This is a genomic window from Streptomyces sp. NPDC000404, from assembly GCF_040300365.1.
In the GTDB taxonomy this organism is placed as follows: Bacteria; Actinomycetota; Actinomycetes; order Streptomycetales; family Streptomycetaceae; genus Streptomyces; species Streptomyces ramulosus.
Map to the genome: position 1 here is coordinate 187,216 of NZ_JBEPDN010000010.1, position 16,092 is coordinate 203,307.

Genomic DNA, 16,092 nt, shown 5'->3' on the forward strand with positions numbered 1-16,092 from the left:
CTGTGACGAACGCGGCTTCCGCCAGCTCAGGGGCGGGGGCGACGCCGTTGCCCGAGAAGGCAAAAACTCCGGGCCCGGCAGATCATCTGACTGCTCCCCGTCCGAGCGGCGGTGCGCCGTCCGGCGGCCGGAACACGGTGGGCGCCGAACCCGGTATCGGCGGGGTGCTGACCTTCGGTGGGCACCCTGCTCACCGAAGGGCTGATCACCGGCCACAACGGCCCTGGTCGGCACTTCCGGGGCTGACCGGACCCGGGCGGCGCCGCCGCGCCGTTCCCTCCTTCGGGCGGGGTCACACCCCCACCGCCTCGTACACCGCCGCGACCAACCCGGCATGGCGCGGATCGTCCCCGGTGGTGCCGCCCCCGTAGCGGTTCATCACATACGCGTACGCCAGTTGGTTCTCCGGGTCGGTGAAGGCGTACGAGCCGCCGGCGCCGCCGTGGCCGAAGGCGCGGGGGTTGGGGCCCGCGCGGCCCTGGGTGTTGAGGAGGTAACCGAGGCCCCAGCGGATGTCGGTGCCGGGTGGTGCGAGGGGGCCCATGGCGAGGTCGGGTTCGCCCGGGCGGCCCTGGGGGCGGCGCATCGCGGCCAGCGTGTCCGGGGTGACCAGCTCGCCGCCGCCCAGCGCCGCGTAGACCGTGGCCAGGCCGTGGGCGGAGGCGTGGACGTTGCCCGCCGGGATCTCCGCGGTGCGGTAGCCGGGGCTGTTGACGTCGCCGGTGGGGACGGACAGCAGGCTCAGCGCCGCGGCGGCCAGCGGATGGTCGGCGAGCGAGGCCAGCGGCGGGCGCGGCACGCCGGGGTGGCGCTCGGCGAGGAGCCGTGCGTCGAGTTGGCCGACCGTGTCGGCGCAGGACGGGTGCTCGGCCGGCGGGGTGCCGAGGAAGACCCGGGCGCCGAGCGGCCCGGCGATCTCCGTACGCAGGAACGCCCCGGCCGTGCGGCCGGTGATCCGGCGGATCACCTCGGCGACCAGATAGCCGAACGTCACCGCGTGATAGCCCTGGGCGGTGCCCGGCTCCCACCACGGCTCCGTCGCGGCGAGCGCCGCGCACACCCGGGCGTGGTCGTAGGCGGCGGGCAGCGGCAGCGGGGTGCGCGGCGCGATCAGCCCGGCGCGGTGGCTCAGCAGCCAGCGCACCGGCAGGTCGCCCTTGCCGCCCCGGGCGAACTCCGGCCAGTAGCGCGCCACCGGCGCATCGAGGTCCAGCGCGCCGCGGTCCACCAGCAGGTGGGCGCAGAGCGCGGTCATCCCCTTCGAGGTGGAGTAGACGTTGACCAGGGTGTCCCGCTCCCAGCGGCGGGTGCGGGCGGCATCGGCGTACCCGCCCCACAGGTCGACGACCGGGACGCCGTCCCGCAGCACGGTGACGGCCGCGCCGAGGTCGCCGTGGGCGGTGAAGTTCCGCTCGAAGGCGGTGCGGACGCCCTCAAATCCCGGCGCGCAGCTGCCGCCGAGCGGTGGCCGGAGCATGGTTCCTCCCGGTGCGACGAGGCCCTGACACGGGCGGGGGAGCGGCGGGCGCGCGCCGTGCGGTGACGTGGCGGGCCGCCCGTCCGTACCAGGTGTCCCCGGGGCGCCGCGGAATGAACCCGTCCGGCGCGCGGCCCGGGCGGCTCCGGTCGCATGTGCCCGGCGCGCGGGCGAGCCTGGAGATGTCGTCCCGTCGAGAGGAAGGCCCACCGTGAACAGCGCGCAGCAGGCGAATCAGCCGGGGCAGCCGGGCCCGGTGCAGGGCAGCGGGCGTCCCCCGCGGCCGGAGGCGGCGTACCACCCGGACGCCGAGGTCGTCGTCGAGGTCACCGACTGCGCGACGGAGGACGCGCACGCCGTCTTCAGCGCGCTGCGCACCTCCTTCGCGTGCGACCGGGCGCCGGACGACGTGCCGCGCGCCGTCGCCGGCCCCCACCCCACCGTGTGGACCTCGACCTTCGACGTGACCGAGCTCCGGAAGGAGCCCGAGCCCCGGCGGCTGACCGCGCCCGTCTCCATCAGCCTCCAGGGCGGCTACTGGGCGGTCGCCCGGCTGCGGGACAGCCTCCGCCCCGCCTTCGCCGTCCGGGTCACCGGCACCGTCGCCGGGGACCAGGAGGAGGAGGTCGAGCTTCAGCTGGAGAACCGCTGACCGTCACCTGGACGGCACCGGACCGGCCGGGCGAGGCCGCGCGCCGCACGGCCGCGCCGGCGCGCGGGCGGCCACCGTGCCTGATAGGCAGAGGGGACCCGCCACCGGCGGACCCGGCCCGGGCACGGGCGTCCGGCCCGGTGCGGGCGGCCCGCCCCGCCGGACCGTCCCGCAGCCGCACCTCCCTCCCGCCGCGTGCGCCCGCGCACCGCGGCGCCAGGCCCAGCCCGAAAGGCGAGCGCGTGGAGTCCACCGCACCCCCTCCCGACGCCGCGGGACCGCCGCCCGGAGCCACCCGCTCCACGGTCACCCTGCACGTCAACGGCGTACCGCACCGGCTGACCCTCGACCACCGCACCACCGCCTTGGACGCGCTCCGCGTCCACCTCGGGCTGACCGGCACGAAGAAGGGCTGCGACCACGGGCAGTGCGGCGCCTGCACCGTCCTCGTCGACGGCTGGCGGGCCAACAGCTGTCTGCTGTTCGCCGTCGCGCTGGACGGCAGCACCCTCACCACCGTCGAGGGGCTCGCCTCCGCCGAGGGCCTCCATCCGCTCCAGGCCGCCTTCGTCGAGCGGGACGCCTTCCAGTGCGGCTACTGCACACCAGGCCAGCTCTGTTCGGCGGCCGGGGTGCTCCAGGAGGCGGCCGACGGGCACCCCTCGCAGGTCACGCCGGACACCGCGGCCCCGGGAGCCCCGGTGGAGCTGACCGCCGAGGAGATCCGGGAGCGGATGAGCGGCAACCTCTGCCGGTGCGGCGCCTATCCGCGCATCGTCGAGGCGATCGGCGACGCCTGCGCGCAACCGGCCGCCCCTCCCGTGCCGCACACCGTCCACGGCCTGGGGTCCGTCTCCGTCCACGGCGCCCGGGAGGCGTCGTGAAACCCTTCGCCTATCTGCGCCCCACCACCGTCGACGAGGCGGTACGCGCCCGGGCCGCGCACCCCGGCGCCGCGTTCCTCGGCGGCGGCACCAACCTCGTCGACCTGATGAAGCTGGGGGTGAGCGGCCCCGATCTGCTCATCGACGTCGGGCGGCTGCCGCTGGACCGGATCGAGGAGCTGCCCGACGGCGGGCTGCGCATCGGCGCGACGGTCCGGGGCAGCGACCTCGCCGCCGCCCCGGCCGTCCGGGAGCGCTACCCGGTGCTCTCCCAGGCGCTGCTGGCCGGTGCCTCGGGGCAGCTGCGCAACGCCGCGACCACCGGCGGCAACCTCCTCCAGCGCACCCGCTGCCCCTACTTCCAGGACGTCTCCACGCCGTGCAACAAACGGGAGCCGGGCAGCGGCTGCCCGGCGGTCGAAGGCGTCCACCGCGATCTCGCCGTCCTCGGGCACTCCGCGCGCTGCGTCGCCACCCACCCCTCCGACCTGGCCGTCGCCCTCGCCGCGCTGGACGCCGCCGTCGAGGTGACCGGTCCGGACGGAGCCCGCACCGTCCCGGCCACCGCGCTCCACCGGCTGCCGGGCGACCGTCCGGAGCGGGACACGGTCCTGGAGCCCGCCGAGCTGATCACCGCGGTGCGGCTGCCCCCGCCGCAGCCGCTGGCCCACGGGCACTACCGCAAGGTTCGCGACCGCGCCTCGTTCGCCTTCGCGCTGGTCTCCGTCGCCGCGCTGCTGGAGGTCCGCGACGGCGTGGTGCACCGTGCGGCGCTCGCCTACGGCGGTCTGGCGCACCGGCCCTGGCGCGCCAGGGCCGCGGAGGAGGCGCTGCGCGGCGCCCCGGCGACCGCCGACGCCTTCGGCCGCGCCGCCGACGCCGAACTCTCCGCCGCCCGCCCGCTGCGCGACAACGGCTTCAAGGTGGAGCTGGCCCGCCGGCTGACCGTCTCCGTCCTGGGCCGCCTCGCCGCCCGCCACCGCTGACCCCGAGGGCGCCCCGCCGCGCTCCGCCCCGCACCCCCTGTGAGGACGCGCCCCATGAGCCACGATCCGCAACCCGCTCGCCCGGAGGCGCCCGGCCGTCCGCTCGGGGCGGCCACCGCCCGCCGCGAAGGCCGCGCCAAGGTCACCGGCGCCGCCCGCTACGCCGCCGAGCACGCCCCGCCGCACCGCGTCCACGCCTGGCCGGTGCCCGCCACCGTCGCCCGCGGCCGGATCACCGCCGTCGACACCGCCGACGCCCTCGCGCTGCCCGGCGTGCACACGGTCCTCACCCACGAGAACGCGCCGCGCCTGGAGCCGCCCGAGGACCCGGCCGTCGCGGTCCTCCAGAGCCCCCGCGTCCCGCACCGCGGCTGGTACGTCGCGCTCGCCGTCGCCGACTCCCCGGAGACGGCCCGCGCCGCCGCCGCGGCCGTCCGCCTCACCTACGAGGCCGAGGAGCACGACGTCACCCTCACCCCGGACCATCCCGGTCTCTACCTGCCCAAGGAGGTCAACGGCGGCTACCCGGGGGCGCGCGAGCGCGGCGACTTCGACGCGGCGTACGCCGGTGCGCTGGTCACCGTCGACGCCACGTACACCCTGACCGCGCTGCACAACCACCCCCTGGAGCCGCACGCCGCCACCGCCTGGTGGAACGGCGGCCATCTCACCGTCCACGACTCCACCCAGGGCTCGACCAAGGCGCGCGACGACCTCGCCGCGCTGTTCGGTCTCGACCGCCGGGACGTCACCGTCGTCGCCGAGCACATCGGCGGCGGCTTCGGCTCCAAGGGCACCCTCCGCCCGCCGGCGGTCCTCGCCGCGATGGCCGCCAAGGTCACCGGCCGTCCCGTCACCCTCGCCCTGCCGCGCCGGGAGATGCCCGCCGTGGTCGGGCACCGGGCGCCCACCGTCCAGCGGGTGCGGCTGGGCGCCGGGGCCGACGGGGTGCTCACCGCCCTCGCGCACGAGGTGGTCACCCAGACCTCGACGGTCAAGGAATTCGTCGAGCAGGCGGCCGTCCCCGCCCGGATGATGTACACCTCGCCGCACAGCCGCACCGTGCACCGCGTGGTGGCGCTGGACGTGCCGAGCCCGTCGTGGATGCGCGCCCCGGGCGAGGCGCCCGGTATGTACGCCCTGGAGTCGGCGATGGACGAACTCGCCGTCCTCCTCGACCTCGACCCCGTCGAACTGCGGCTGCGCAACGAACCGGCGACCGAACCGGACACCGGGCGCCCGTTCAGCAGCCGGGGCCTGGCGCAGGCGCTGCGGGAGGGCGCGGAACGCTTCGGCTGGCGCCCCCGCGATCCGCGCCCCGGCGTGCGGCGCGAGGGCGATCTGCTGCTCGGCACCGGCGTCGCCGCGGCCACCTATCCGGTGCTGGTCTTCCCCTCGTCCGCCGAGGCGCACGCCGCGCCCGACGGCGGTTTCCGCATCCGGATCAACGCCACCGACCTCGGCACCGGCGCCCGCACCGTCCTCGGGCAGATCGCCTCCGAGGTGCTCGGCGCCCCGGAGGAGCGGGTCCGCGTCGAGATCGGCCGCAGCGATCTGCCCGACGCGATGCTGGCCGGCGGCTCCTCCGGCACCGCCTCCTGGGGCTGGGCCGTCCACAAGGCGTGCCACACCCTGCGCGAGGACCTGAGCAACCGTCAGCAGCCGCTGCCCCCGGAGGGGATGACGGTCGTGGCGGACACCAAGGAGGAGATCGCCGCCGGATCGCCCTACGCCCGGCACGCGTTCGGGGCGCACTTCGCCGAGGTGCAGGTCGACACCGTCACCGGCGAGGTGCGGGTGCGCCGGATGCTCGGCATGTTCGCGGCCGGCCGGATCCTCAACCCGCGCACCGCGCGCTCGCAGTTCATCGGCGGGATGACGATGGGCATCGGCATGGCGCTCACCGAACACAGCACCATGGACCCCCTGACCGGCGGCTTCACCGAACGCGACCTGGCCTCGTACCACCTGCCGGCCTGCGCCGACGTGCACACGATCGAGGCGCACTGGCTCGACGAGGACGATCCGCACCTCAACCCGATGGGCAGCAAGGGCATCGGCGAGATCGGCATCGTCGGCGCCGCCGCGGCGGTCGGCAACGCCGTCCACCACGCCCTCGGCGTCCGCCTGCGCACCCTGCCGCTGACCCCGGACGCCGTCCTGCCGCAGCTGCCCTGACGAGGGCGCGGCGCGGGCGGCCGTCCTTCGGTTGGGGGCGGGGGCGCCGTCAGCCCCGCCGGCCCCGCGTCTGCGGCGTCCCGGTGAGCGCGCGGTGGATCAGCCGGGCGCCGGCGCGGGCGGTACGGGCGTCGATGTCGAGGTCCGGGTTCAGCTCCGCGACGTCGACCACCGCCAGCTTCCCGCTCGCCGCCACCGTCGTCACGACCCGCTCCACGACCTCCATCGGCACGCCGTACGCGGCGGGCGCGCTGACACCGGGCGCCGCCGCCGCGGGCAGGACGTCGAGATCGATGCTGAGGTGGACGAGATCGCAGGCGTCCAGGAACGCCCCGGTGAACGCCTCCACGCGTGCCAGGGAGAGCAGCCCGCAGTCGGTGTCCTCCAGGTAGCCCACGCCCAGCCGGTCCGCGGTGCGGAACAGCCGCTCGGTGTTGCTCAGGCGGCTGATGCCCAGCACCCGGTAGTCCAGGCGCCGCCCCTGGCGTTCCTCGTCCCGCGCCATCTGGAGGAACGGCGTGCCGGAGCTGGGCCGCGGCGCGTCGCGCAGATCGAAGTGGGCGTCGAGGTTGAGCACCCCGAGCCGCGCCCCGCCGCGCATCGCACGGCTCCCGGCCACCCCGAGGTAGGTCCCGTACGCCACCTCGTGGCCGCCGCCGAGGACCGCCACCGGGCCGCCCGCGTCGAGCAGTGCGGTGACCGTCTCGCCCAGCCGCCGCTGCCCGTCCTCCAGCGCGCCGTCGCCGACCACGACGTCCCCGGCGTCCACGGCGCGCAGCGGCGCGGGCAGCGCCACCGAGGCGAGGGCCGACCGCAGCGCCGCGGGGCCGCCGGCCGCACCCGGCCGCCCCTGGTTGCGGCGGACGCCCTCATCGCTGCGGAAGCCGACGAACGCGGCGTCCCGGGGCGCGTCCGGGCCGGTGAGCGGCGCGGTCACGTGGTGCCAGCGCAGCACGTCGTCGCCGTCCCCGTCGCTCCGCCCGGTCCACGCCTGCGCCGCCACGTCCACGGTCATCGTCCGCCCTCTCCGCCTCGCTCGCCGGGACTGGCCCGCCCGGTGCGCCCATGACAGCGCCGCCGCGCCGGGCGGGCCAGGGCGGGCGCCGGTTCTCCTCGGATCCGAGACGGTGTTCGCGCACGCCATAGAATCTCTGTGGCGCGGCAAGGCCTCGCGCCGGTGGACGGATGCGGGCAGAGCGGACGAGTGACGACGACGAGGGCGGGAAACGGCGTGGCGGCTGAGGCGACGGAGCTCGCACGGCGGTACGCGGCGACCGCGTCCGGGGCGAGGCCCGCGTACCAGCGGGTCAAGGACCTGGTGACCGAGCAGATCATGAGCGGCCGGTGGCGCGAGGGCGACGCCCTGCCGTCGGAGAGCCGCTTCGTCGAGGCGCTGGGCCTGTCCCGGATGACGGTCAACCGCGCGCTGCGCGAGCTGGCGGCCCAGGGGCTGATCCGCCGGGTCATGGGCGTGGGCAGCTTCGTCGCCCTGCACAAGGGCAGCTCGGCGCTGGTCGAGGTGCACAACATCGCCGACGAGGTGAGCGCGCGCGGCCATCGCCACCGCACCGAGGTGCGTTTCGTCCGCGAGGAGGCGGCGGGCCAGGAGACCGGCGCCCGCTTCGGAATCGGCGAGGGCACCGCGGTGTTCCACTCCCAGGTGGTGCACTTCGAGGACGATGTGCCCATCCAGCTGGAGGACCGCTACGTCCACCCGGACTTCGCCCCCGGCTATCTGGATCAGGACTTCACCCGGCGCACCCCGTTCACCTTCCTGTCCGAGGTGGCGCCGCTGGGCAAGGGCGAGCACGTGGTGGAGGCGGTGCTGCCGTCGGCGGACGAGTGCCGGATCCTGCGGGTGGCGGCGTCCGAGCCGTGCCTGCTGATCCAGCGCCGTACGTGGTCGGGCGAGGCGCTGGTCAGCGTCGCGCGGCTGCTCCATCCCGGCTCGCGCTACCGCCTGATGGGCACCTTCGACTCCCGCTGACCGGACGGCCCCCTTCCGCCCCAGTGGAGGGGTGAGGGTACGGTCAGGACGCCTGCCGCTGCGGCGCGCGGCCGGAGACGGCCGCGGTCAGCCGGGCGGCCCCGCTCAGCAGGGCGTCGCGGATCCGCTCCGCGTCGTGCGGCTGATGGTGGCGGCACCAGGTCGCCGAGAGCGCGGCGACCGGGTGCCCGAGGTGGTCGAAGGCGGCCACGCCGATCGACCGCAGACCGGGAGCGACCAGCTCGGTCTCCTCCGACCAGCCACGGGCCCGCTCCCGGTCCAGCTCCGCGCGCAGCTCGGTCAGCGACCGCGGGCCCCTGCCGGTCCGGGTGACGAGCGCGCCCGGGCGCGGGAAGGCGGCACGCAGCTGGGCCTCGGCGCAGTGCGCGAGCAGTGCCCGGCCGGTGGCGGTCAGATGGGCCGGCAGGCGGACGCCGACGCCGGTGACGAGCGCCCGGCCGGTGTCGTGGCGCCGGGCGGGCGGCTGCTCCTTGAGCAGGTAGACCGTCTCGGCGCCGTGCAGCACGCCCAGGTGCACGGGGTGTCCGAGCCGCCGGGCGAGGGCGCCCGCGACGGGGCGGGCGAGACGTTCGAGGGGTTCGTGGCGGCGGTGTGCCGCACCGAGCTCCAGGGCGGCGGCACCCAGGCCGTACGCCCGCTCCTCGGGGAGATGGACGACGAAACCGCGATCGATCAGGATCGCCAGGATGTGGTAGGCGGAGGATGACGGAATTCCCAGCTCGCGGGCGAGCGTGGCGGCACGCACCGGCCCGGGACGCGTGGCGAGGTGGCCGAGGATGTCCAACGCCCGACCGACGGCGGGCGATGCGCTCGACCCGCGCTGCTGTTCCTGCACCGGATCACCTCTTGACGTGCCTGTCTATACAGGAATATACAGGCGCTCTTGCGGTCTTGCGAGGGGCGCCGGCGGACGAGGGTTGTGGGCCGCGCGCCGTATGTCAGGGACGGACGTGCCATTCCCCGAGGAGGGGCATCCTTTGACCACCGAAACAGCGACACTGCGCAGGGGCCTGCGGTCGCGCCACATTCGTTTCATCGCGCTCGGTTCCGCCATCGGCACCGGCCTTTTCTACGGGTCGTCCGAGGCGATCCAGGCGGGCGGCCCGGCCGTTCTGCTCGCTTATCTCATCGGCGGCGCCGCGGTTTTCCTGGTGCTGCGCTCGCTCGGCGAAATGGCCGTGCACAATCCTTGCGCGGGCTCCTTCGGCGAGTACGCGACCCGGCATCTCGGGTCGCTCGCCGGATTCACCACCGGCTGGACGTACGCCTTCGAAATGGTCATCGTCTGTATCGCCGACATCACCGCGCTCGGCGTCTACATGGGTTTCTGGTTTCCCGACGTACCGCGCTGGATCTGGTTGCTGGCGGCGATTCTCGTCATCGGCGTGCTCAATCTCTTCCATGTCAAGGTCTTCGGGGAGATGGAGTTCTGGCTGTCGCTGGTGAAGGTCGTCGCCATCATCGCGATGATCATCGCCGGTGCCGTGGTGCTGGTCATCGGCCTCAAGGGGGGCGGAGGTACCCATACCGGAATTTCCAACCTCTGGTCCCACGGCGGATTCTTCGCCCAGGGCACGCACGGCTTCATCCTCTCCTTCGCCGTGGTGATGTTCGCCTTCGGCGGCACCGAGATCATCGGCGTCACCGCGGGTGAGGCGGAGGACCCGAAGAAGACCATTCCGGGCGCGGTCAACTCCATTCCCGTGCGTATCGTCCTCTTCTACGTCCTGACCCTCGCGGTCATCATGTCGCTGAATTCATGGGAGAACGTCGGCTCCGACGGCAGCCCGTTCGTGCAGATCTTCGTCGGTCTCGGCATCAAATCCGCCGCGACCGTGCTGAACGTCGTCGTGGTGGTCGCCGCGCTGTCCGCCATCAACAGCGACATCTTCGCGGCCGGCCGCATCATGTACGGAATGGCCGAGCGCGGCCAGGCGCCGAAGGTGATGCGGAAACTCTCCCGCAGCGGCGTGCCCGTCATGACCGTCACCATCATGATCGGCGCGCTGCTGCTGGGCGTGCTGCTCAATTACCTGATTCCCGACCGGATCTTCCTCATCATTTCCTCGATCGCGACCTTCGCGACCGTCTGGGTCTGGCTGATGATCCTGCTGACGCAGATGAAGGCGCGCCGCTCGATGAGCCCCGAGGAGCAGGCGGCGCTCGACTACCCGGCGCCGTTCTGGCCGTACGGGCAGATCATCGCGGTCGTCTTCATGGCCGGGGTGACGGTGCTGCTGGCCTTCTCCGCGAGCACCCGCGTCGCCCTGATCGTCGGCGCCGTCTGGCTCGCCCTGCTGGCCGTCGTCCACCGCGTCTGGCTCCGCCCGCGCGAGGCCGCCCGCGCGGTGGCCGCGGCAACCGCCGCCGGGCCCGCAGCCGCCGGGTCCGGGTCCGGGGACGGCCCGGAGGCGCGGCCGAGCCCCTCCGCCGCGCCCGCCGCCGCCGAGTAGCCGCACCCGGCGAACCCCAGGGCGCCAAAGGGCCCCGCTCCACGTGCCAGGCGTGGAGCGGGGCCCTTCGGCGTACCGGTCGAGGGCGTCGCGCGCCGGCGGCCGAGGGCGCTCAGCGGTGCCGTCGGGGCGCGCCCCGCGCGGCGGAGGCCGCACGCGGCCGCGGCCGGGCGGCGATCACTGCGCCGGCCCGGGGTTCCTGCGCCGGTTGGCGAGGAAGCGCGCCTTCTTCTCGCGGTTACCGCAGGTGTTCATGTCGCACCATCTGCGGGTGCGGCTCCGGCTGGTGTCGAAGAAGGCGGCCCGGCAGGTCGGCGAGGCGCACAGGGCCAGCCTTCCGTCCCGTTCGCCCGCGATGACGCCGATCGCGTCGGCGGCGATCACACCGAGGGCGTCCTCGACCCGGGACGCCGAGCCGAGCCGCCACCGCCGCTCGCCCTCGGGCGTCAGGACCGCCGCGGCCCGTCCCTGGACGCTGGCGTCGTTGATCACGTGGAGCGCGGACGGAGGAAGAGCCTCCTGGAGCGCGGCGGCGGTCGCGGCGGCGTGAATCGCCTCCCGCACCTCCCGGGCGCGGCCGAGCTGGGCGGCGGTGCAGGACTCCACGGTGAGGCCGCTCACCGCCAGCCAGTCGATGAGCCGCTGCGGCGTGGGGATGCGCTCGACGGCGTCGCCGCGGCGCTCCGTCAGCGTGGCCGTGAAGCTGGTCGCCAGCACCTTGCCGAGGCGGAAGTCGGGGAAGCGAGCGGGCATGGAACCACCTTAGGGGGTTGCCGCACGGCTCGGGGGATTGCTAGAACCGCCTTAGCCGGTTCCGCGATGCCAGGAGGTCTCATGCCCCGTCCCCGCAGCGATGTGCACGCCTACGAAGCCCGCGCGTCCGACGCCGACCTCGACGATCTGCGCGCCCGGCTGGCCGCCGCCCGGCTGCCGGAGGCCGAGACGGTCCACGGCGCCGCGCCCGGTCCCCGCCGCTGGGGACAGGGCGTTCCGCTCGCCGATCTCACCGACCTCGTGGACTACTGGCGCACCGGGTACGACTGGCGGTCGTTCGAGGAGCGGCTCCACCGGATCGGCCAGTTCCGCACCACCGTCGACGGCCTGGGTATCCACTTCCTGCACCGCCGGTCCCCGCGCGCGGATGCCACCGCGCTGCTCATGACCCACGGCTGGCCGGGCAGCGTCGCCGAGTTCGTCGACGTGGTGGACGCACTGGCGGATCCGGACGATGCGGACGCACCGGCGTTCCACGTCGTGGCCCCGTCGCTGCCCGGCTTCGGCTACAGCGACAAGCCGGCCACCACCGGATGGGGCACCGAGAAGATCGCGGCCGCCTGGGTGGAACTGATGGGACGGCTCGGCTACGACAGGTTCCTGGCCCACGGCGGAGACTGGGGAGGCAACATCACCACGGTCCTCGGCGGCAGGTTCCCGGCGCAGGTGCTCGGCATCCACACCACGTTCGCCGAGGGGCCGCCCGGACTGACGACGGACGGGCTGACGGCCACCGAGCGCACCTGGGCCGAGGAGACCCGGGACTTCTGGCGCCACCGCGCGGCATACGCGAAGCAGCAGGCGACCCGGCCGCAGACCCTCGGCTACGCGCTCGTCGACTCACCGGTCGGGCTGCTCGCCTGGCTCCTCGACAAGTTCGCCGAGTGGTCGGACACCGAGGACAGCCCGTTCGAGACGATCTCCCGCGACCGCGTCCTCGACGACGTCACCCTGTACTGGCTGACGAGGACCGGCGCATCGGCGGCCCGCATCTACTACGAGAGCCACAACGCGCTCGACCCCGCACTCCGGGTCGACGTCCCGGCGGCGATCACCATGTACCCCCGCGACGTCGAGAAGTGCCCGCGCCCCTGGGCACGGGAGCGCTACCGGCGCATCGTCCGGTGGCGGGAGCCCGAGAGCGGGGGACACTTCCCGTCGCTGGAGGTCCCCGGATACTTCGTCGAGGACCTGCGGGAAGGCCTCGCGGCGGTGCTGGCCGTGAGGTGAACCCGGCCCGGCGCCGGAGATGAACCCGCCCCCACGCCGAACGCCCGCACGGCGCAGCGAACCTGCGCCGTGCGGGCGTCACGGACGGCCGCGGAGATCACGCGGAGGCGTCGTCCTCCCGCATCGGGACGCGGACGCCGCGCTCGGTGGCGACGGTCTCGGCGATGTCGTACCCGGCGTCCACGTGCCGGATCACGCCCATGCCCGGGTCGTTGGTCAGCACCCGGCGGACCTTCTCGCCCGCCAGCGGCGTACCGTCCGCGACGCAGACCTGACCCGCGTGGAGCGAGCGGCCCATGCCGACGCCGCCGCCGTGGTGCAGGGAGACCCAGGACGCGCCGGAGGCGACGTTCACCATGGCGTTGAGCAGCGGCCAGTCGGCGATCGCGTCCGAACCGTCCTTCATCGCCTCGGTCTCGCGGTACGGCGAGGCGACCGAACCGCAGTCCAGGTGGTCACGGCCGATGGCCAGCGGCGCCTGCAGCTCACCGGAGGCGACCATGTCGTTGAAGCGCTCACCGGCCTTGTCCCGCTCGCCGTAGCCGAGCCAGCAGATACGGGCGGGGAGGCCCTGGAAGTGGACCCGCTCGCCGGCCATCTTGATCCAGCGGTGCAGCGACTCGTTCTCCGGGAAGAGGTCGAGGATCGCCTTGTCCGTCTTGTGGATGTCGGACGCCTCACCCGACAGCGCCGCCCAGCGGAACGGGCCCTTGCCCTCGCAGAACAGCGGACGGATGTACGCCGGGACGAAGCCGGGGAAGGCGAACGCCCGGTCGTAGCCGGCCAGCTGTGCCTCGCCGCGGATCGAGTTGCCGTAGTCGAAGACCTCCGCGCCCGCGTCCATGAAGCCGACCATGGCCTCGACGTGCTTGGCCATCGACTCACGGGAGCGGGTGGTGAAGCCCGCCGGGTCCTTCGCGGCGGCGTCCTTCATGTCCTCGAAGGCGATGCCGACGGGGAGGTAGGACAGCGGGTCGTGGGCGGAGGTCTGGTCCGTCACGATGTCGATCGGCGCGCCCTCGGCGAGCATCTGCGGCAGCAGCTCCGCCGCGTTGCCCAGCAGACCGATGGAGAGCGGCCTGCGCGCATCGCGGGCCTCGGTGGCCAGCTGGAGCGCGTGCGCCAGGTTGTCGGCCTTCACGTCGAGGTAGCGGTGCTCGATGCGGCGCTCGATGGCACGCGGGTCGCAGTCGATGCAGATCGCGACGCCGTCGTTCATCGTGACGGCCAGCGGCTGGGCGCCGCCCATGCCGCCGAGACCGGCGGTGAGGGTGATCGTCCCGGCCAGCGTGCCGTTGAACTTCTTGGCGGCGACCGCGGCGAACGTCTCGTAGGTGCCCTGGAGGATGCCCTGGGTGCCGATGTAGATCCAGGACCCGGCGGTCATCTGGCCGTACATGGTCAGGCCCAGCTGCTCCAGGCGGCGGAACTCCTCCCAGTTCGCCCAGTCGCCGACCAGGTTGGAGTTGGCGAGCAGCACCCGCGGCGCCCACTCGTGGGTCTGCATGACGCCCACCGGGCGGCCCGACTGGACGAGCATCGTCTCGTCCTGCTTGAGGGTCTTCAGCGTGCGGACCATCGCGTCGAACGAGCGCCAGTCGCGGGCGGCCTTACCGGTGCCCCCGTAGACGACCAGGTTGTCCGGGTGCTCGGCCACCTCGGGGTCCAGATTGTTCTGGAGCATCCGCAGGGCGCCTTCCTGCTGCCAGCCCAGCGTGCTCAGCTGCGTGCCACGGGTGGCCCGTACCGGTCGTGCACCGTGCATGGTGAGTCCTTTTCCGTGAGGAGAGATCGGTCTGCGTTCAGTGGAGGGATCGGGGGCCGGTCAGTGCAGCGGGCCGGTGACGGACTCCGCGGCGCGCAGCGCCTCGCCGGAGGCGACGTAGCGGACCGCGGCCTCGATCTCGGGCGCCAGGTAGCGGTCGGTGCCCGGGCCCTCGACGTCGCGGCGCAGCCCGGCGACGACCGCGGCGGTGGCCGGCGACGGCGTCAGCGGGGCGCGCAGGTCCAGGGCGCGGGCGGCGGTCAGCAGCTCCACGGCGATCACCCGGGTGAGCCCGTCGATGCCCTTGCGCAGCTTGCGCGCGGCGGACCAGCCCATCGAGACGTGGTCCTCCTGCATGGCGCTGGAGGGGATCGAGTCGACCGACGCGGGCGCGGCGAGCCGCTTCAGCTCCGAGACGATCGCCGCCTGGGTGTACTGCGCGATCATGTGGCCGGAGTCCACACCGGGGTCGTCGGCGAGGAAGGCGTTCAGCCCGTGGTTGCGCGCCACGTCCAGGAAGCGGTCGGTGCGCCGCTCGGCGACCGAGGCGACGTCGGCGACCGAGATGGCGAGGAAGTCGAGGACGGCGGCGACCGGCGCGCCGTGGAAGTTGCCGTTGCTCGCCACCCGCCCGTCGAGCGTCACGACGGGGTTGTCGACGGCGCTCGCCAGCTCCCGCGAGGCGACCTGTGCGGCGTGCGCGGCGGTGTCGCGCGCGGCGCCGTGCACCTGCGGCGAACAGCGCAGCGAGTACGCGTCCTGCACCCGGGTGCACTCCGGACCGCGGTGGCTCGCCACGATCGCGGAGCCGGCCAGCACCGCGCGGAGGTTGGCGGCGCTGTCGGCCTGGCCCGGGTGCGGGCGCAGCGCCTGGAGGTCGGCGGCGAAGACGGCGTCGGTGCCGAGCTGCCCCTCGACGCTCATCGCCGCGCCGATGTCGGCGGTGGCCAGCAGCGTCCGCAGGTCGTGCAGGGCGAGGACGAGCTGGCCCAGCATGCCGTCGGTGCCGTTGATGAGGGCCAGGCCCTCCTTCTCCTGGAGCACCACGGGGGTGATCCCGGCGGCGGCCAGCGCCTCACCGGCCGGCCGCAGCTCGCCCGCGGCGTCGCGGACCTCGCCCTCGCCCATGACGGCCAGCGCGCAGTGCGCGAGCGGCGCCAGGTCGCCGGAGCAGCCGAGCGAACCGTACTCCCGCACGACGGGCGTGATGCCCGCGTTCAGCAGCGACGCGTACGCCTGCGCCGTCTCCAGCCGGACGCCGGTGCGGCCGGTGGCCAGCGTGGACAGGCGCAGCAGCATCAGCGCGCGGATCACCTCGCGCTCCACCTCGGGGCCGGAGCCCGCGGCGTGCGAGCGGACCAGGCTGCGCTGGAGCTGGGCGCGCAGCTCGGTGGGGATGTGACGGGTGGCGAGGGCGCCGAAGCCGGTGGAGACGCCGTAGTGCGGCGTGACGTCGTCGGCCAGCGCCTCGATGACCTTGCGGCTCTGGCCGATCTCCTGCTGGGCAGCGGCCGAGATCTCCACGGGGGCACCGTGGCGGGCGACGGAAACGACATCGTCGGCGCTGAGCGGGCCGACGTCAACGAGAACGTGGTTCATGCCTCCATGAAGCACCGGGTGACAAGGGTTCCGCCACGTCCGCCGCGGCTCTTGTGTCTGGGATCCAAGACATTGACCGGCCGCCG

General features: G+C 74.3%; 13 protein-coding genes. 7 read left to right on the plus strand and 6 right to left on the minus strand.

The annotated features are described in order from the left end of the window. Positions 1–292: 292 nt before the first annotated feature. Entirely contained in the window at positions 293–1,477 is a 1,185-nt protein-coding gene (locus ABT345_RS20820) for a serine hydrolase domain-containing protein (RefSeq protein ID WP_345085656.1), read from the minus strand. Positions 1,478–1,688: 211 nt separating this feature from the next. Between ABT345_RS20820 and ABT345_RS20825 the strand changes: the two genes are divergently transcribed. The 4 genes from ABT345_RS20825 to ABT345_RS20840 all read left to right on the plus strand — a co-directional run bounded on the left by ABT345_RS20825 (position 1,689) and on the right by ABT345_RS20840 (position 6,177). Continuing rightward, positions 1,689–2,129: a hypothetical protein gene (locus ABT345_RS20825; protein ID WP_386461103.1), complete on the plus strand. Its 441-nt coding sequence runs from the start codon at positions 1,689–1,691 to the stop codon at positions 2,127–2,129. A 242-nt stretch (positions 2,130–2,371) separates the two neighbouring features. After that, positions 2,372–3,013 (plus strand): 2Fe-2S iron-sulfur cluster-binding protein, encoded by a 642-nt coding sequence (locus ABT345_RS20830; RefSeq protein WP_345085659.1) that lies wholly within the window; start codon positions 2,372–2,374, stop codon positions 3,011–3,013. Beyond that, the gene (locus tag ABT345_RS20835; RefSeq protein WP_345085662.1) at positions 3,010–3,999 is read left to right on the plus strand and encodes an FAD binding domain-containing protein; all 990 of its coding nucleotides are present in this window, start codon (positions 3,010–3,012) and stop codon (positions 3,997–3,999) included. The genes ABT345_RS20830 and ABT345_RS20835 overlap by 4 nt, the downstream gene beginning before the upstream one ends. A 54-nt stretch (positions 4,000–4,053) precedes the next feature. Next, the gene (locus tag ABT345_RS20840) at positions 4,054–6,177 is read left to right on the plus strand and encodes a xanthine dehydrogenase family protein molybdopterin-binding subunit (protein WP_345085665.1); all 2,124 of its coding nucleotides are present in this window, start codon (positions 4,054–4,056) and stop codon (positions 6,175–6,177) included. 49 nt (positions 6,178–6,226) lie between these two features. Here ABT345_RS20840 and hutG read toward each other — a convergent pair whose 3' ends face one another. Further along, positions 6,227–7,192 (minus strand): formimidoylglutamase, encoded by a 966-nt coding sequence (gene hutG / locus ABT345_RS20845; protein ID WP_345085668.1) that lies wholly within the window; start codon positions 7,190–7,192, stop codon positions 6,227–6,229. Positions 7,193–7,408: 216 nt separating this feature from the next. Here hutG and hutC point away from each other — a divergent pair, with 216 nt between their 5' ends. Further along, complete coding sequence (gene hutC, locus ABT345_RS20850) at positions 7,409–8,164, plus strand: histidine utilization transcriptional repressor HutC (protein WP_345085670.1); 756 nt, start codon at positions 7,409–7,411, stop codon at positions 8,162–8,164. 43 nt (positions 8,165–8,207) lie between these two features. Here the strand turns inward: hutC and ABT345_RS20855 are convergent, their stop codons facing one another. Then, on the minus strand, positions 8,208–9,020 hold the full coding sequence (locus ABT345_RS20855) for an IclR family transcriptional regulator (RefSeq protein WP_345085672.1): 813 nt from the start codon (positions 9,018–9,020) through the stop codon (positions 8,208–8,210). Between the two features lie 142 nt (positions 9,021–9,162). Between ABT345_RS20855 and ABT345_RS20860 the strand changes: the two genes are divergently transcribed. Continuing rightward, a complete protein-coding gene (locus ABT345_RS20860; protein ID WP_345085674.1) occupies positions 9,163–10,638 on the plus strand; it encodes an amino acid permease in 1,476 nt (491 codons plus the stop codon). Positions 10,639–10,815: 177 nt separating this feature from the next. On the opposite strand, the gene ABT345_RS20865 is transcribed toward ABT345_RS20860, so the two are convergent. Then, entirely contained in the window at positions 10,816–11,391 is a 576-nt protein-coding gene (locus tag ABT345_RS20865; protein ID WP_345085676.1) for a CGNR zinc finger domain-containing protein, read from the minus strand. Positions 11,392–11,472: 81 nt separating this feature from the next. Here ABT345_RS20865 and ABT345_RS20870 point away from each other — a divergent pair, with 81 nt between their 5' ends. Beyond that, positions 11,473–12,642 carry an epoxide hydrolase family protein gene (locus ABT345_RS20870; protein WP_345085678.1) on the plus strand — a complete coding sequence of 390 codons (1,170 nt, stop codon included), beginning with the start codon at positions 11,473–11,475 and terminating at the stop codon, positions 12,640–12,642. Between the two features lie 97 nt (positions 12,643–12,739). Here the strand turns inward: ABT345_RS20870 and hutU are convergent, their stop codons facing one another. Then, positions 12,740–14,407, minus strand: coding sequence for a urocanate hydratase (gene hutU / locus ABT345_RS20875; protein WP_345085680.1), 1,668 nt, complete (start codon positions 14,405–14,407; stop codon positions 12,740–12,742). A 60-nt stretch (positions 14,408–14,467) separates the two neighbouring features. After that, a complete protein-coding gene (hutH, locus tag ABT345_RS20880) occupies positions 14,468–16,006 on the minus strand; it encodes a histidine ammonia-lyase (protein WP_345085682.1) in 1,539 nt (512 codons plus the stop codon). Positions 16,007–16,092: the final 86 nt, after the last annotated feature.